Origin of the sequence: Pantoea sp. sgz302252 (assembly GCF_042610525.1) — a bacterium.
Taxonomy (GTDB): domain Bacteria; phylum Pseudomonadota; class Gammaproteobacteria; order Enterobacterales; family Enterobacteriaceae; genus Erwinia.
Genome location: NZ_JBHDVM010000004.1, coordinates 250,257 through 265,003, shown reverse-complemented (window position 1 = coordinate 265,003; position 14,747 = coordinate 250,257). Strand labels below are relative to the sequence as shown.

Annotated in this window: 13 protein-coding genes and 1 pseudogene; 3 read left to right on the top strand and 11 right to left on the bottom strand. The window is 49.5% G+C overall.

Annotated features, from left to right (window positions below):
• Positions 1 to 298: 298 nt before the first annotated feature.
• The 6 genes from ACETPC_RS09605 to ACETPC_RS09580 form a co-directional block, all read right to left on the bottom strand.
• Positions 299 to 493: a hypothetical protein gene (locus ACETPC_RS09605; RefSeq protein ID WP_380180765.1), complete on the bottom strand. Its 195-nt coding sequence runs from the start codon at positions 491 to 493 to the stop codon at positions 299 to 301.
• 260 nt (positions 494 to 753) lie between these two features.
• Entirely contained in the window at positions 754 to 1,014 is a 261-nt protein-coding gene (locus ACETPC_RS09600; RefSeq protein WP_380180763.1) for a hypothetical protein, read from the bottom strand.
• Positions 1,015 to 1,211: 197 nt separating this feature from the next.
• The gene (locus ACETPC_RS09595; protein WP_380180761.1) at positions 1,212 to 3,308 is read right to left on the bottom strand and encodes a peptidase domain-containing ABC transporter; all 2,097 of its coding nucleotides are present in this window, start codon (positions 3,306 to 3,308) and stop codon (positions 1,212 to 1,214) included.
• Positions 3,301 to 4,575: an HlyD family secretion protein gene (locus ACETPC_RS09590; RefSeq protein WP_380180759.1), complete on the bottom strand. Its 1,275-nt coding sequence runs from the start codon at positions 4,573 to 4,575 to the stop codon at positions 3,301 to 3,303. The genes ACETPC_RS09595 and ACETPC_RS09590 overlap by 8 nt, the downstream gene beginning before the upstream one ends.
• Before the next feature lie 90 nt (positions 4,576 to 4,665).
• On the bottom strand, positions 4,666 to 5,100 hold the full coding sequence (locus ACETPC_RS09585; RefSeq protein ID WP_380180757.1) for a toxin-activating lysine-acyltransferase: 435 nt from the start codon (positions 5,098 to 5,100) through the stop codon (positions 4,666 to 4,668).
• Between the two features lie 7 nt (positions 5,101 to 5,107).
• Positions 5,108 to 6,655, bottom strand: a complete 1,548-nt coding sequence (locus ACETPC_RS09580; RefSeq protein ID WP_380180756.1) for an MchC protein — start codon at positions 6,653 to 6,655, stop codon at positions 5,108 to 5,110.
• Positions 6,656 to 8,238: 1,583 nt separating this feature from the next.
• Here ACETPC_RS09580 and ACETPC_RS09575 point away from each other — a divergent pair.
• Positions 8,239 to 9,381: a glycosyltransferase gene (locus ACETPC_RS09575; RefSeq protein ID WP_380180754.1), complete on the top strand. Its 1,143-nt coding sequence runs from the start codon at positions 8,239 to 8,241 to the stop codon at positions 9,379 to 9,381.
• Positions 9,382 to 9,639: 258 nt separating this feature from the next.
• Here the strand turns inward: ACETPC_RS09575 and ACETPC_RS09570 are convergent.
• The 3 genes and pseudogenes from ACETPC_RS09570 to ACETPC_RS09560 all read right to left on the bottom strand — a co-directional run.
• Positions 9,640 to 9,750 (bottom strand): annotated as a pseudogene (locus ACETPC_RS09570) (integrase); the annotation flags it as partial.
• A 183-nt stretch (positions 9,751 to 9,933) separates the two neighbouring features.
• Positions 9,934 to 11,025, bottom strand: a complete 1,092-nt coding sequence (gene ychF, locus ACETPC_RS09565) for a redox-regulated ATPase YchF (RefSeq protein ID WP_380180752.1) — start codon at positions 11,023 to 11,025, stop codon at positions 9,934 to 9,936.
• Between the two features lie 12 nt (positions 11,026 to 11,037).
• Positions 11,038 to 11,226: a hypothetical protein gene (locus tag ACETPC_RS09560; protein ID WP_380180750.1), complete on the bottom strand. Its 189-nt coding sequence runs from the start codon at positions 11,224 to 11,226 to the stop codon at positions 11,038 to 11,040.
• 580 nt (positions 11,227 to 11,806) lie between these two features.
• Here ACETPC_RS09560 and ACETPC_RS09555 point away from each other — a divergent pair.
• Positions 11,807 to 12,448, top strand: coding sequence for an EAL domain-containing protein (locus tag ACETPC_RS09555; RefSeq protein WP_380180748.1), 642 nt, complete (start codon positions 11,807 to 11,809; stop codon positions 12,446 to 12,448).
• A 46-nt stretch (positions 12,449 to 12,494) separates the two neighbouring features.
• On the opposite strand, the gene pth is transcribed toward ACETPC_RS09555, so the two are convergent.
• Complete coding sequence (gene pth / locus ACETPC_RS09550; protein WP_380180746.1) at positions 12,495 to 13,079, bottom strand: aminoacyl-tRNA hydrolase; 585 nt, start codon at positions 13,077 to 13,079, stop codon at positions 12,495 to 12,497.
• 260 nt (positions 13,080 to 13,339) lie between these two features.
• Between pth and ychH the strand changes: the two genes are divergently transcribed.
• Positions 13,340 to 13,621, top strand: coding sequence for a stress-induced protein YchH (gene ychH, locus ACETPC_RS09545; RefSeq protein ID WP_380180744.1), 282 nt, complete (start codon positions 13,340 to 13,342; stop codon positions 13,619 to 13,621).
• A 92-nt stretch (positions 13,622 to 13,713) separates the two neighbouring features.
• Here the strand turns inward: ychH and prs are convergent, their stop codons facing one another.
• A complete protein-coding gene (gene prs / locus ACETPC_RS09540) occupies positions 13,714 to 14,661 on the bottom strand; it encodes a ribose-phosphate diphosphokinase (RefSeq protein ID WP_124232585.1) in 948 nt (315 codons plus the stop codon).
• Between the last annotated feature and the right edge of the window lie 86 nt (positions 14,662 to 14,747).

Below are 14,747 nucleotides of genomic sequence, written 5' to 3'. Positions count from 1 at the left end.
CTCAGGTAAAGCGGGCCTTACTGGATAGACGCAAATATCAGTATTAAAATTTGTAATTATTATCGCTTTCTCTACAACTGCGGGATTAATTCAGTTTTAAGAATATTATGCGGAGTAGGGATAAAGCTTCTCCAGGAATTTTTATGGGGGGAATTCAGGGGGTGATAAATCATTTCACGCCCGACAGACATCCAGTGGTTGCTGGCTGAAAAGTATTGAGGGCCTGAGGGAAAAGGTGTTCTGCGGCATTTTAGCCACAGGACACCGTAAAGCCATCCATGAATAAGCCAGCAATCTATCAGCCGCGCGTTCTCTTTTTAATCACCAGGAAATAAAACCCGATAAAAAAGGCGGTAGGAACATAGGCTGAAAGAACTTTGCTAAAACTGACTGGCTCGTCGGCGATAATAGCGCTAATTGTCGCCACTACAGAATTACAAATGCATAGCGCCAGTACCAGGCTAAAGATAATTTTATGGGTTCTGCTTAACATATTACCCTCCAGTTTGTGTTTTTACCGCTTACGCAGATTTAAGCGCCGGAAAACGCAATTTATTATGGCTGCCTGAACAGGGCGATCCATCCAGCAGGCTTGCACAACCGTTCTTTTCCGTGGCAAAAAGCAATTTTAGCATGTGCAGACGGTTCCCCGATTCTGGTGGGACGAAACTTCTCGCAATAAACTGCGGGATACCGTCCGCATTGTTAATTATCCTGCTCTGAGCAACGGTGACTGCTTAAAAGTAAAACAGATCAGGACCCGTCAGATGATGAAGAACTATTATAGGCTTCATAGGCGCCAATTCCCAGCCCAATCGCCGCGCCAACCCCTGCGCCTATCACGCCGCCCGTAGCCGCGCCAATTTCGACGCCTTCGATAGTGGAGACGGCCATCGCGCCAGCGCCACCAAGAGCGCCGCCAACCGTAGCGCCATTGCCGCCGTCAGATAAAATATCGCCGCCGGTGCCCGCGCCGTAAATTGCCCCGATTTCTGCCACAGTCAGATTACGCATAGTTATCCCTTAGCTAGTATTTTGTTGGATGTAAAATAGTGGCCCGATTACGACATAGCGTAATGAAGCTTGTTCAGAGACTGCTTTAGTTAATTTATCTCCCCCTTATTTTGATGTGAAAATGCAAAATGTTTTTTAAATTTCCTCGTCATAATTACCTTTAATTATTTTGGGCTGTTACAGAAAGTGCCGGACTTTTAAATGGCGATAATTCTGTCAACGGCCTTCAGTGTTTTTTCTCTGTGCGCGATAATTACCCGGGTAATATTAAGCTTTTTTATCTCGCCGTTTACAAAGCGTTCGCTCTCGGCATCAAGGGAACTGGTTGCTTCGTCCATAAATAAAATGCCGGGTTTACGGTAAAGCGCACGGGCAATAAATAGCCGCTGCTTTTGTCCGCCTGACAGCCCTTCACCCAGCTCGCCAATAAGCGTTTCATAGCCCATAGGCATGTTCATTATCACATCATGAATATAGCTGATCCTGGCGCATTCCCTCATCCACTCTTCGTCCATTACGGCAGTAAAACCGCAGATATTTTCGCGTATTGAGCCGGAAAAGAGTCGATCTTCCTGCATAACGCAGGCAATCATTTTATGGTAATTATTGATGCCAAGCTGGGTAATATCTTTACCGTCAACGACAATCTGGCCAGCATCCGGTTTAAAAAGTCCGCACAGTACTTTCAGCAAGGTTGTTTTACCCGAGCCGGAAGCGCCGGCTATCGCCACGCTTTCTCCTGCCGCGATGGAAAGCGTTACTTTTTGAAAAACAGGATTTGACTCGCTGTCGTAGCTGTAGCTTAAATCTTTTGCTTCCAACGTGACGGGACGCATAGCGGCGGTGTAGACCAGCTCCTGCTTTTTCTCTTCTCGCTCGTGTAAAGCAATATCTGCAATGCGCTCGTTATGCAGGCTCATCATTCTGAGCTGAAGAAGAAAGTTGGTTAACGAAGCGACCCGGTCGGAAAACTGACCGCGAAAGGCACCAAAAGCGACAAACATACCGAGAGTCAGCTGATTATCAATTACCAGGCTAGTGCCCAGCCATAAGACCGCCACCTGATCGCAAGTGGTGACAAAGGTGTTAATTCCGCCAAAAAGCATATCCATTTTAGTCAGCCTGATGCCGGAGTTAATGGCATCAATTTTCAAATTTAACCAGTGCATGGCTCTTCGCTCTGCCATGCCCTGTATTTTGACCGTGGCGATACCGTATAAGGTTTCCATAAAATAGGAGCTGGCTCGGGCGCCTCTGACAAGGTTTTCTTCCGACATTTGCCGATAATAGCCATAGGTCATCAGGCGCATAAGCACGTAAACGGCCGTAAAGCCAAGAACAACCCAGCTAAGAGAGCCGCCATAGAGCGCCATCATTATCAATACGCCCACCACCATGATGCTGTCCATAATTGCGCCGACCACGCTGGTGGTGAATGTAGTTCTCAGGGTATCAAGCGAGCCAAAACGAGACTGAATATCGCCCAGTTTACGTCGTTCAAAATATTCCAGCGGTAGTCTTACCAGATGATTGAACAGCCCCGATTGCCACTGTACATTGATCAGCGTGCCCATTATCAGCGAAGTCCAGGCCCGCACAGCACCCGCAGCGGCGCGTAAGAGAATAAAAAAAACCATGCCAACGCAGATCAGAGAGAGCAATCCCCGATCGCCTGCCGGAATGACGTGATCCATCACCAGCTGCGTGCCCACGGGCAAAATCAGGTTGATTGCTTCAATGATCACCGACAGGAAAAAAATTTTCGCCAGCGTAGCTTTGATGCCGTGAATGCTGTTAATAAGCGTTTTCATGCTCAGCTGCTTTTTAACCGTCTCTGCGGTAAATTTGCTGTCCGGCCAAAGCTCTAACGCGACGCCGGTAAAGCAGCGTGACATTTCGTCCAGACCGACTGTGCGTCGTCCTCTGGCAGGATCGTGCACCACGAAACCTTTTCGTCTGGCGTCAACCAGCACCACAAAATGGTTAAAATCCCAGTGAAGAATAGCGGGGGTTTTCAGCGTCGCCAGTCCGTCCAAATCCAGGGACACCGCACGGGTTGCCATGCCAAGCTGCGCGGCTATACCTATCGCTCCCTTAAGGTTAGCGCCGCGCAGCGACAGATTGAACTGACTGCGCAGAGAGATCAAATCGATATTTTTACCGTAGTAGCCGCATACCATTGCCAGGCATGCAAGCGAGCATTCCGACGTTTCCGTCTGATGGATGACGGGGACGCGGCTTTGCCACTGCAAATCAAGCTGGCTGAGGATTTTTTTAAATTTGCCGTTACTCATTTATCTGCCCGCTGGTGCTGTGCTTCATGTCATACAGTGGAGAAAGCATCCACTGGTAAATTTTTCTGTTTTCGAGAAAGAGCGTGCTTTGTGCCTTCATGCCATTTTCGAGCGGCAGCGTTTTGTCGCCCCAGGCGATAGTTTGTTTTTCCGGCAGGACAATGACTTTATACCAGGGGCCGGACGAGCCCGTGGTCTCTCCCGGCGCGCCCTGATAGGTCAGCATTTCCTGACGTGAGGCGGGCGTTCGGCTAAGGGTCATCACCGTTGCTGAAAACTGGCCGAATTTCTCAGAGGGAAAGGCATCATAACGGACGTTGACCTTGTCACCTTCGGTAAGATAAGGAACCGCATCATTAGGCACCCAGATAACCAGATAATAGTGACTTATCCGTTTTGGAATAAGCTGCAGCAGGCTGTCGCCGATATTTACCATCTGGCCTGGCGTGACGCTCATTGAATCAACGGTGCCTGCAGATAGCGCGCGGATAATAATTTCACTCCCCTCGTCATTATCAAGAAGTTCTTTTTTCAGATCGTAACGCTGCAGCTCCATCTGATATATTCGGTTATCAAAATCAGCTGCCTGAGTCTGTATTTGGCTTGCAAGATTGGTGATTTGCAGCGCGTTTTGCTCTTTCTGTCCGCTCAGGTTTAGCAGGTTATTTTGCTGCTGATAGTATAAAGTCTGTTGATAAGTAAGCTGATCTTTAGTAATGAGCCCTCGGTTATGGTAATCTTTGTAATTGTCCATATTCTTTTTTAAGATCGCTATTCCTTCCTGGGCGCGTTGAATAATCCCGGAAGAGAGGCTAAAGGCGTCGCTGTACTGTTGCCGCTGCTTATCCAGCGAAGCCAGCGTAACTTTTTTGCTTTCCTTGAGTCGTGCGATTATGTCATCCACGCGATGCAGCTGGCTTTCAATATTCTGATTTTTATTCACGCTGACAATACCGCTGGTGGTGCTTTTGCTGACATCAATTTGATACAGCGGATCGCCTTTTTTTACCCTTTCGCCCTCGTTAACAAATCTTTTCACGACAAATCCCTGCACGCCGGAATAGATATTGACAGGCCGTGGCCAGGTGGTGATTTCTCCACTGACGTTAATGCGGCGAGTATAATTCCCGCCAATCACAAAAATAAGAAATGCGCTGATAAAAACCGTACAGACTAAAGCCACCAGCCATAAAGGTATGCCTGACAGTAAAATTGCATTGCCACGCCAGTTCATATTGCGGTTTTTTAGCGCTTCTTCACGAAACACAATAAGCGTCCTTCAGCATAACGTATTGTCCTGAGCTGCCTGTCCGGCATGCAGATAAAATAGTAAGCAGATCGTTTCTTTGAGCGCCTGTTAACGCCGCAGAATCACCACCTTCTTCCGGCGGCTCAGCCAGCGCGCCTCGCTTTTCCCCCAAGGGCGCAGCTCCCTCAGCTTTTTAATAGCCTGAGCACCAAAGCCTGGTTTGCAGCAGAAGTCGAGGATCCAGATCCTGCCGTCTTCATCCCATTCAGAAAGGTGGAGCCTGAAATCGGCGTCACCAAGCAGGCGCTGTTCTGTGTCGGCTGCCAGATATGCCCAGGTGACATAAGCCAGCGGCCTGCCGCGCATATCGAAGAGAAATTTGATTTGCCGATGTTGTATAGCGTATTCCGTCCAGTACTGAAGAGTCAGTACCGGATAGAGGCTGTATTCACGGTTATATAACATGCAGCTTACGGCAAAACCTGTCTGCTCGTAGGCTGACCACTCATGTTGACCGTTTACTTCTTCTTTTATATAGGTCATGCCATTTTTACCCGCTGTGACCGCACGATGAGGCACTGCCCAGCGTATTTTTAGCGAATTGCTGCATCTCTGCCGCGATAGCAGAAATTGCCTGCTGTAAAGCAGGAGCGTCATCGCCATGATCTGCCAGCAATGTGGTGATTTTTCCGAACAGTTGCTCTTTGCGCAGAAAACTTCTGGGCTGCGCCTTTTGCCGCGCCTGCCGTTCCATCTCCTGGAAATCGGGAAAAGTGGCGATTTCGTTGGCCGGGCCATTTTCCTTTATCCAGTGCAGGGTTTCGCGATAGCTTTGCGCGGTAGCCGCAAAATGCGGATTAGCTTGCCACTCTTTGCTGTGACCAGCGCTCTGTCCCTGGCCTGTATGGATTAAAGCGACAACCAGACGTGATAGCGGCGTATCACTTTGGCTACCTTCTGGCGAACAGTAAAACGCGCCTTTGCAACTGTTGAACAGTTTGACAAAGCGGCCTGCCAGCTGTTGCGCTACCTGAGGCATCGTCGCCAGAGACAGCCCGATTGCCGGGATACCTAACAGCTCCAGATAGCCTCGGCAGTTGGCTTCCTGAAAAGTTTGCTGAAAACACTTTTCTACCTGCTGGCGGGCAATTGGCGTAAAAGCTGGACCAAACAAATATTTGCCGAGATAAAGACACAGATCGCTCAATCCTTGCTGTAGAACAGCGGGTTCTTTTATCAGCTCCTGCAGCCTGAGCCGATAACCAAAGTCGTCGCGGTAATCGCCGGGAAAAAGAGAATTCAGTCCGTTAAAATCAAGCAGCCTGCCATCTGTGGCGACGTTTGAAGGAGAGGTTGTCAGCCGTAAAAAACGCGTACGGCAAAACGCCATCTGCCACGCCAGCCGTCGGGCCAGTTCACATAAACCTTCAAGGCAGTAAAGCCGCTGGTTGCGACACGCTTCCTTGCTAAAACCAGCAGGCGGTGCTGGCAGGCTTGCGGGCAGCAGATGAATCACCGCTTTCACCCGTCGGGCATCATGCTGCAACTGTGCAGCAAACTCAGGCCGAGGTTTGAACCAGGGCGCCCGTTCAAAATGGGCAGGCCGAATAACTGGTTTGCGTACCAGCAGGGCCCGAGGTACGGCGTCGCCGACATCGTTAAAAGCGCGACCTGCATTACCGGTAATCAGTAAAACGGCCTGGGTTCGTACCGCACCATAAGGCAATATCTGTGCCAGAACTTCTCCCCATAGCGCTTCATAGATTGCATGCTCGGCGCTGAGTGCACCGTTTGAGTGGCGCCGATCCGAACCTTTGCCAACCAACGGATTAATGCCGATCCCTTTAATCTGATAACAGCCGTCAAAACCGCAGCGCGCGCCACCGCCATTACGTTGCAGGCCGCTTCCGCCGTAGCGTTCGGCATAAAAAAGTTTTGTGTCAGCGGATGAAGTCGGGTCGATTATATAGCTACAGGCGTTCTGCAACGTTTCGGCATCATCCACATCCGGAGAACGCCAGATCAACGAAGTCGCTACCTGACGAGCGGAAAAGGGCACCAGATTGTCGGTCAGCGCTGTTAGCGAAAGGTTCTTCATCACCGTCTCACGTAAAAGATACAGATGCGCGGTTCAGCCCGCTCTGTTTGTTATTCTCCTGCAATCAGCCCGCCTCAATAAAAAACCGGACGTTACCTGCTGCAGATTCAGACAGAAAGATTTAACTTTACATTATTATTCAAAAGCGAAATCAAGGCGTATTCACCAGTACGATTTTACTGGTAATAGCCTGGATTTAAGGTGTTTATTATAAATACCATTCTGTATTAGTCTTTTATTTATGAATCTCTGGCCGAAATATCAAAATTTTATCGGCGCTGTTTAGTTTTTAACAGGGTGGCACCCCTTCGTTGTTACAGGCTTGACCTGTGCTTTACTTTTCCTGACAAAGTTGTCATGTCGCACTTATAATGTCAATAAGTTATTTTAATTATTATGGAGAGGCGTATCTTCACAGGTTAAAACATATCCTCTGGATGCCTGTTCCTGTGACAGGGCATTTATCTGTCAGATAAGATTTATGCTAAAAGCCAGGCCTTTTTTAAAGCAGGTGTTAGAGCCAGACTGAACTTTATCAGCAGCGTTTTTATTAATGAAGATGCCAAAATTTTTATATTTTACGCCTTCTTTCTTCAAACAAAAGGCAGGGGGAAAGTGGTAAGAAAATGAGCCGGAATAGCAGGTTGATTACGAGATGAAATTATATTTAATAATAATTATTCCCTGTGGGTATCACATGAAATCAGCATGGTGAACAGCGTTGTTTACATATTCTTACTTATTTAAATATGCATAACTCATTGAATTTTAATGATTAATAAATTATGTTAATGGTAACCATTCTCATTTTGTTGATGTATGTAAAGATAGCGATATTATGCTTGCAAAATTTTATTGAAAAGCAGTTATTGCATAGCATTGTATGAGTTTTAAACTGTCTAAATGTTATTCTTAGAGGGGAAATAGATTGAAGAATAAAAACTGGCCCTAAATTCTTTACGTTACGCTGAGGGTTTTTCTATTTTTCAGGTGTGGTCTTCTTTGGCGATAATGTTAATGTCAGCTAATTATGAATGGAAAGGTAGGTTTCATTTAGTATGATATCTAATCACTTTTCTCTTTTTATGTAGCTATCTCGATCTCAACTCAGGTTGAGAGTGTCTACTGTATTTAGTATAAAGCGGGTCTCTTTTTTTTATTGGTGACAGTAGCTTTAAGATAATTCCTTAGGGTAAAAATGATTTTCTTATAAATATGTGAAGTGATATTCCTTATTGGTGCGTTTTTATATAATGAGAAAAATACTTTTCGGCCTGATTGATTCCTCTGATACTACATCTGCAAATTAATGCGGCGGTTAGTAACCGAATGCAATACCAAATTTTGTACAAAATGAACGGCTTCGCGTTGAGGATTGTGACAACAGAAAGAAGGATGTCTTCAGAAAAATCAGACTTTCGGTACCATATATAGCAGCGAAACAAAGGGGCAAGCGAGAGCGCTGAGAGCGTAGGGGAACGGCTTGCCACGGAAAAGGTTAACGACACGGCTATCCAGACAGGCGAACAGCAGGTAAACCCTGTTGTGGGTTAAATGATTCATCAGGCAGCAAAGGATGTTATATGCGTATTCTGTTTATTGGGCCGCCACTCTATGGCCTGCTGTATCCGATTCTCTCACTTGCCCAAGGGTTTCGCGCTGAGGGCCACGAAGTGCTCGTTGCCAGCGCAGGGAAATTTGCCGGCAAAGCGGCGGAAGCGGGCTTGATCGCATTCGATGCGGCGCCAACCCTCGATTCTGAGGCGGAGTATCGCTATCGCTCAGAGCGACGAAAAAGAACCAACGTTACCGGCGACTTCTCTTTTTTTAGTGATGAGATGGCCGATCGGCTGATTGCGTTTGTTGAGCAGTGGCGGCCCGATTTAATCATCTATCCGCCATTGGGTGTATTGGGGCCGCTAATTGGCGCTAAATTCAATATTCCGGTGGTCATGCAAACGGTTGGATTTGCTCATACACCCGAGCATATAAAAGGGATGACGCAAACGCTGGCCGATGCCTACGCTCGCCATAGCGTCGCCGCGCCACCGCGCGATATGGCCTGGATTGATGTCGCGCCGCCCAGTATGAGCCTGCTGTATAACGAGGGCGAGCCTGTGATCTCAATGCAGTACGTTCCCTATAATGGAGGAGGCGTTTGGGAAAGGTGGTGGAGCAGAACGCCAGGCCAGAAACGTCTGCTGGTGAGTCTCGGTACGGTAAAACCCATGATCGATGGACTGGATCTAATCTCATGGGTGATGGACTATGCAGATGAGGTCGGAGCTGAAATTATTTTGCAACTGGCTGCCAACGCGCGAGCCGGTCTACGCGAGCTGCCGCCAAACGTGCGTCTGGTAGAGTGGCTTCCTATGGGCGTGTTTCTGAACGGTGCCGATGGCTTTATCCATCATGGCGGAGCAGGCAATACCCTGACGGCTTTGCATAACGGCATTCCCCAGATTGTGTTCGGCGAAGGAGCGGATCGGCCGGTTAATGCCAGAGCAGTAGTAGATCGCGGATGTGGAATCATTCCCGGAGAGCGCGGATTAAGCAGCGAGCTTATCAATGCTTTCCTGGATAACAGCGCCTTGCGTAAAAACTCGGCACAGGTCGCAGCGGAAATGGCCGCGCAGGCTACGCCGGTTGAGGTAGCGAAACGCCTTATGGAAAAGCTGAGTAACAGCAAGAAGCGTGTGGCAAGTAACAGAGCCGTTGTGGATTAACGATTTTATGGCGTTTGCAATGACCGAAAATATCTTGTGATTGTTTACGTTCAACTTAGCTATCGCAGAGCATCAACAGTAGCTAAAACATCTTTTCCCTTTATACGGGTTTTATTTAAAGGGAAAGATCCACTGAGGTAAGCCCTTCGGCATTACAGCGTTTTATCTGAAGGCTTAGGTTGAAAACGCGCCAACAACATGAAACGCTATACACCCACCACCTTTATCCACTCATTCCTGCACCGATTATGGATGTAAGCTGTATGTAAGGCATGCATTATTGATATTAGCGTGTGCTAACTGAGCCTCGACAGCATCAGGCCGACAGCCCATTTCGTTTAAACGTGTACCGCCTGTGGTTTCGGTCGCAAAGACGATTTGTTCCTGAGTCGGCACCTGTATACTTTGCCATCAACCTTATTGCCCTTATTTTTAGCCAGGCTGTAGCGATATTATTAAAACGCCATGAACGCAAAAATCCACGCAATTGCGTGGATTTTATAGTCTTTTGCGTTTTTCATGAGGTTCAGCAAAACCCCATGAAACTACAAGTTAGACGTTAAACAAGAAGTTCATCACGTCGCCATCTTTTACGATGTACTCTTTGCCTTCAGAACGCATCTTGCCCGCTTCTTTCGCGCCTTGCTCGCCTTTATAGGTGATGTAATCTTCATAGGCGATGGTCTGGGCGCGGATAAAGCCTTTCTCAAAGTCGGTATGGATCTTACCGGCGGCCTGCGGTGCGGTCGCGCCTACAGGAATGGTCCAGGCACGGACTTCTTTTACGCCAGCGGTGAAGTAGGTTTGCAGGTTCAGCAGCGAGTAACCGGCGCGGATTACGCGGTTCAGGCCCGGCTCTTCAATGCCCAGCTCGGCCATAAACTCATCGCGGTCTGCATCTTCCAGCTCGGCGATATCGGATTCTACGGCGGCGCAAACCGGCACCACTACAGAACCTTCTTTCGCGGCAATCTCACGAACCTGATCCAGGTACGGGTTGTTTTCGAAACCGTCTTCGTTGACGTTGGCGATATACATGGTCGGCTTCAGCGTCAGGAAGCTCAGGTAGCGGATGGCCGCTTTGTCTTCATCGCTGAGATCGAGCGAGCGCAGCATACCTGCGTTCTCCAGATGCGGCAGGCATTTCTCCAGTGCGGCCTGTTCGGCTTTAGCGTCTTTGTCGCCGCCTTTGGCACGCTTCTGCACGCGCTGCAGCGCACGTTCGCAGGTATCCAGGTCGGACAGCGCCAGCTCGGTGTTGATCACTTCGATATCATCCGCCGGGTTAACTTTGTTGTTAACGTGAATGATATTGTCGTTCTCGAAGCAGCGCACTACGTGGCCGATGGCTTCGGTTTCGCGGATGTTGGTCAGGAACTGGTTGCCCAGGCCTTCGCCTTTCGACGCGCCTTTTACCAGGCCTGCGATATCCACGAACTCCATTGTGGTAGGCAGAATGCGCTGTGGCTTGACGATCTCCGCCAGCGCGTCGAGACGGGAATCGGGCATTGGCACCACGCCGGTATTCGGCTCAATGGTACAGAACGGGAAGTTTGCCGCTTCGATGCCCGCTTTGGTTAACGCATTGAACAGTGTGGATTTCCCGACGTTAGGCAGGCCCACAATACCGCATTTGAATCCCATGTTTGAATCACCTTAATTAATTGCAGGAGAAGAAACCTTCTCCGGTAAGCTGGTTAGCACAAGTTTTTGCGCATTATACACGTAATTATCGCCTGGATGGCGGCGATTTCTACCTGCGCCAGCGAGAACAGGCTTGAGATTTAAACCATGCTTTGTCGTTGAGCCTTGCTGCATAGCAAACGGCTGTTTCTGTTTACGCACTCGTTCTCTTTCTTCCCTGAAGCGCGCGCTCTGGCATAAGCGCCGCTAAGCCGCACCAGATCAAAGATTATGCTGCTTTATCCGGTGATTACCGTGACAGCCGGGCTGATAAAATCCTTTACAGCACGGGTGATGGAAGAAAGATCGAATCATTCGGAGCAGGGCAGTGTGCTTAGGGTTGCGGTAACTGTTGTTACCTTCTATACCGATCTGACGGGCGTTGGTTTTCGCCTTGTAGTCTGAGCGTATGAGCCACAGCAGTATCTTTTTTGCGCTTCGACAATGTGACATTAAGACCAGCAAAAAGTTGACCCTGGGCATTCTTGCAAGAGGCTAAAGCCTTTAGTGACGCGAAGATAGTATGAGTCGATTAAGGCGGGCAAGCCCTGACTATAGTCATTAGCGGAAGGACGCCGATGATAAAGTTACGGTTAATAGCGACTAAAAAGTAAAGCTAAGGTCGGCCCTGCCGATAAATATAAAAATCGTTATATTGCCCAATGGTTTAGAGTGAATTGCTGCTTTTTGGCGATATGGCGGATATAATCACTGGCAGGGCGACCTGAAACGACTATAAAGTATGACAAACAATTACTGTTACGTTCCGATTCATTCTCTTAGCGGCGAGCTGATAGCGCTTGAGCTTACCGTTTTACCACACCAGACCGCGCCACAAACCGAAGATGCCGAGAGCCGGCTGCTGGAACAGCTGCTGACGGTAGAACGCTACGCGGACTATTTTCAGCTGCACGGGCTGCTGTGCTGCCTGACCATCGATTTCCAGCTGGCGCGCGCGGTAACGGAATCTTCATTTATTCAGCAAATCCTCAGCCATCTGCCTTTTGTCAGGCTGAAGCTCTCTGAAGATTTTCCTAACCTGCACGATGGGCCGAACAATCCTTTACTGCGTGCGCTGGTCGATCAGCTCAATATTCTTTGGCTGGACGATCTGGGCGCGGGCGACGCCAACCTGAACGCGCTACAGTCGAAAATGTTCGAAGTGGTCAAGCTGGATCGCCAGTTCTATCTGGATAACATCAGCAAGCCCTTTTTCAACGTATTGATTGCGCATATTCGCCGCTACACCAATCGCGTGCTGGTGGAAGGCGTAGAAAACGAAGGGCAACTTGAAAAACTGGCGGCCAGTAAGGTCTGGGGCGTTCAGGGGTACTATGCGGAGACCATGACGTTAGAGGCGCTTGACGGGACGGATGGCGCATAAAAAGAAAGCCTGAAGCTTTATCCAAGGCTCAGGCTTGCTATTGTGCTTACCCCTTAAAACTATGCAGCCGGTTCATGGCTTTTAGCTTATCTTCCTTTAGCCAGACCTCGGTGCAGCGCGCTGCTTCATCTACGGCATTATCAATCATTGTCTGTTCGGCCGCCTGCGGTTTACCCAGCACAAAGCCCACAACTTTATTACGATCGCCCGGATGGCCGATACCGATACGCAGCCGATGGAAGTTGGGATTGTTGCCCAGCTTGCTGATGATATCTTTCAGCCCGTTATGACCGCCATGGCCGCCGCCAAGCTTGAATTTCGCCACGCCTGGCGGCAGATCCAGCTCGTCGTGCGCCACCAGAATCTCTTCCGGCGCGATGCGGTAAAAGGTTGCCATTGCCGCCACGGCTTTGCCGCTCAGGTTCATAAAGGTTGTCGGCACCAGCAGCCTGACATCCTCGCCGCCGATATTCAGACGGGCGGTATAGCCATAAAACTTGCTCTCTTCTTTTAACGACTGATTGTGTCGTTGCGCCAGTAAATCTACATACCAGGCACCCGCGTTATGGCGCGTGGCGGCATATTCCGCGCCGGGATTGGCGAGGCCCACAATCAGTTTAATGCTGCTCATTTATCCGTATTCCTGAAATGCTGCATCGGGGAAGGGCGCTAGTGTACTAAGAGCAACGGCATAACTCAAAACTGCGTACTGAATCACAATAGTTGATCGGCGTGATAATGCCTTTTCTATAGAAAAAACAGCGGGGTGCGCGTAAAGATTTGTCAAACTTTTAGCAACAAATGTGATCTGTCCCGCAACGGGTCGCCCAGCCATTGCATAAACTTATGGCACTAACCGCACAGGAATGCATTGACTTCTGGAGGTGACAAATGAGACGCAGACACGCGAATTTAACCGGTAACGCCCTGATGGTGGTCGGTCTGGCAGTAATGGTGACAAGCATTGGCTATGCGGTACTTAACCAACTGCCGCAGCTACAGCTGCCGCAAATTCTGGTTAACGGCGCCATTTTCGGCATTTTTATCGGCGCGCTGATGTGGCTGGTGGGGGCAAAACTCAGCGGGCGTGAAAAGATAACCGATCATTATTATTGGGTTCGGCACTATGGCGATAAGCGTTGCCGCCGCGCTTCCGGTCATGGTCACCACTGATGCTGCCAGCACTTGGCTAACAGGCATAAAAAAAGCGGGACGGTTTAACAGCCGTCCCGCTTTCTGTTTACCCGCTCCGCAGAGCGCAGCAATTAATGCTCAAACATCGCCGAGATAGACTCTTCGTTGCTGATGCGGCGGATTGCCTCTGCCAGCATGCCGGAGAGCGTCAGGGTACGCACGTTTGGCAGCGCTTTGATCTCTTCCGGCAGCGGAATGGTGTCGCAAACCACCACTTCGTCGATCACGGAATGACGCAGGTTTTCTACGGCGTTGCCGGAGAAAATTGGGTGAGTAGCGTAAGCAAACACGCGCTTCGCACCACGCTCCTTCAGCGCTTCGGCAGCTTTGCACAGCGTGCCGCCGGTATCGATCATATCATCTACCAGCACACAGTCACGGCCCGCCACGTCGCCGATGATATGCATCACCTGGGAAACGTTGGCGCGAGGACGGCGCTTGTCGATGATAGCCATATCGGTATCGTTCAGCAGCTTGGCGATAGCGCGGGCGCGCACCACGCCGCCGATATCCGGCGAAACCACAATGGGGTTTTCCAGACCGATCTGCAGCATATCTTCCAGCAGGATTGGGCTGCCGAAAACGTTATCAACCGGGACGTCAAAGAAGCCCTGAATCTGCTCGGCGTGCAGATCCACAGTCAGAACGCGGTCGACGCCGACGCTGGAAAGGAAATCCGCAACCACTTTGGCGGTGATCGGCACACGGGCGGAACGCACGCGGCGATCCTGGCGGGCATAGCCAAAGTAAGGAATAACAGCGGTAATACGACCAGCGGAAGCGCGGCGCAGGGCATCCACCATGACAACCAGTTCCATCAGGTTATCGTTGGTAGGTGCACAGGTGGACTGGATGATGAAAATATCACCACCGCGTACATTTTCATTGATTTGTACGCTCACTTCACCATCACTGAAACGACCGACGGCGGCGTCGCCCAGGCTAGTGTAAAGGCGGTTGGCAATACGTTGTGCTAGTTCCGGCGTAGCGTTACCAGCAAAAAGCTTCATATCAGGCACGAGAAGAACCTCAGGCTTTGCGTCCAGAGAATGAACATCGGCGTTAACGGCACTGGGCGGTATACCGCTAACGGGTTCATACGGGT

What these genes read in the sequence shown, in the direction of transcription:
- ACETPC_RS09555 (WP_380180748.1), top strand. Translation starts at nt 11,807, where the DNA reads ATGACAAACAATTACTGTTACGTTCCGATTCATTCTCTTAGCGGCGAG.
- ACETPC_RS09595 (WP_380180761.1), bottom strand. Translation starts at nt 3,308, where the DNA reads ATGAGTAACGGCAAATTTAAAAAAATCCTCAGCCAGCTTGATTTGCAG.
- ACETPC_RS09585 (WP_380180757.1), bottom strand. Translation starts at nt 5,100, where the DNA reads ATGACCTATATAAAAGAAGAAGTAAACGGTCAACATGAGTGGTCAGCC.
- ychH (WP_380180744.1), top strand. Translation starts at nt 13,340, where the DNA reads ATGAGACGCAGACACGCGAATTTAACCGGTAACGCCCTGATGGTGGTC.
- ACETPC_RS09580 (WP_380180756.1), bottom strand. Translation starts at nt 6,655, where the DNA reads ATGAAGAACCTTTCGCTAACAGCGCTGACCGACAATCTGGTGCCCTTT.
- ychF (WP_380180752.1), bottom strand. Translation starts at nt 11,025, where the DNA reads ATGGGATTCAAATGCGGTATTGTGGGCCTGCCTAACGTCGGGAAATCC.
- ACETPC_RS09605 (WP_380180765.1), bottom strand. Translation starts at nt 493, where the DNA reads ATGTTAAGCAGAACCCATAAAATTATCTTTAGCCTGGTACTGGCGCTA.
- ACETPC_RS09575 (WP_380180754.1), top strand. Translation starts at nt 8,239, where the DNA reads ATGCGTATTCTGTTTATTGGGCCGCCACTCTATGGCCTGCTGTATCCG.
- pth (WP_380180746.1), bottom strand. Translation starts at nt 13,079, where the DNA reads ATGAGCAGCATTAAACTGATTGTGGGCCTCGCCAATCCCGGCGCGGAA.
- ACETPC_RS09600 (WP_380180763.1), bottom strand. Translation starts at nt 1,014, where the DNA reads ATGCGTAATCTGACTGTGGCAGAAATCGGGGCAATTTACGGCGCGGGC.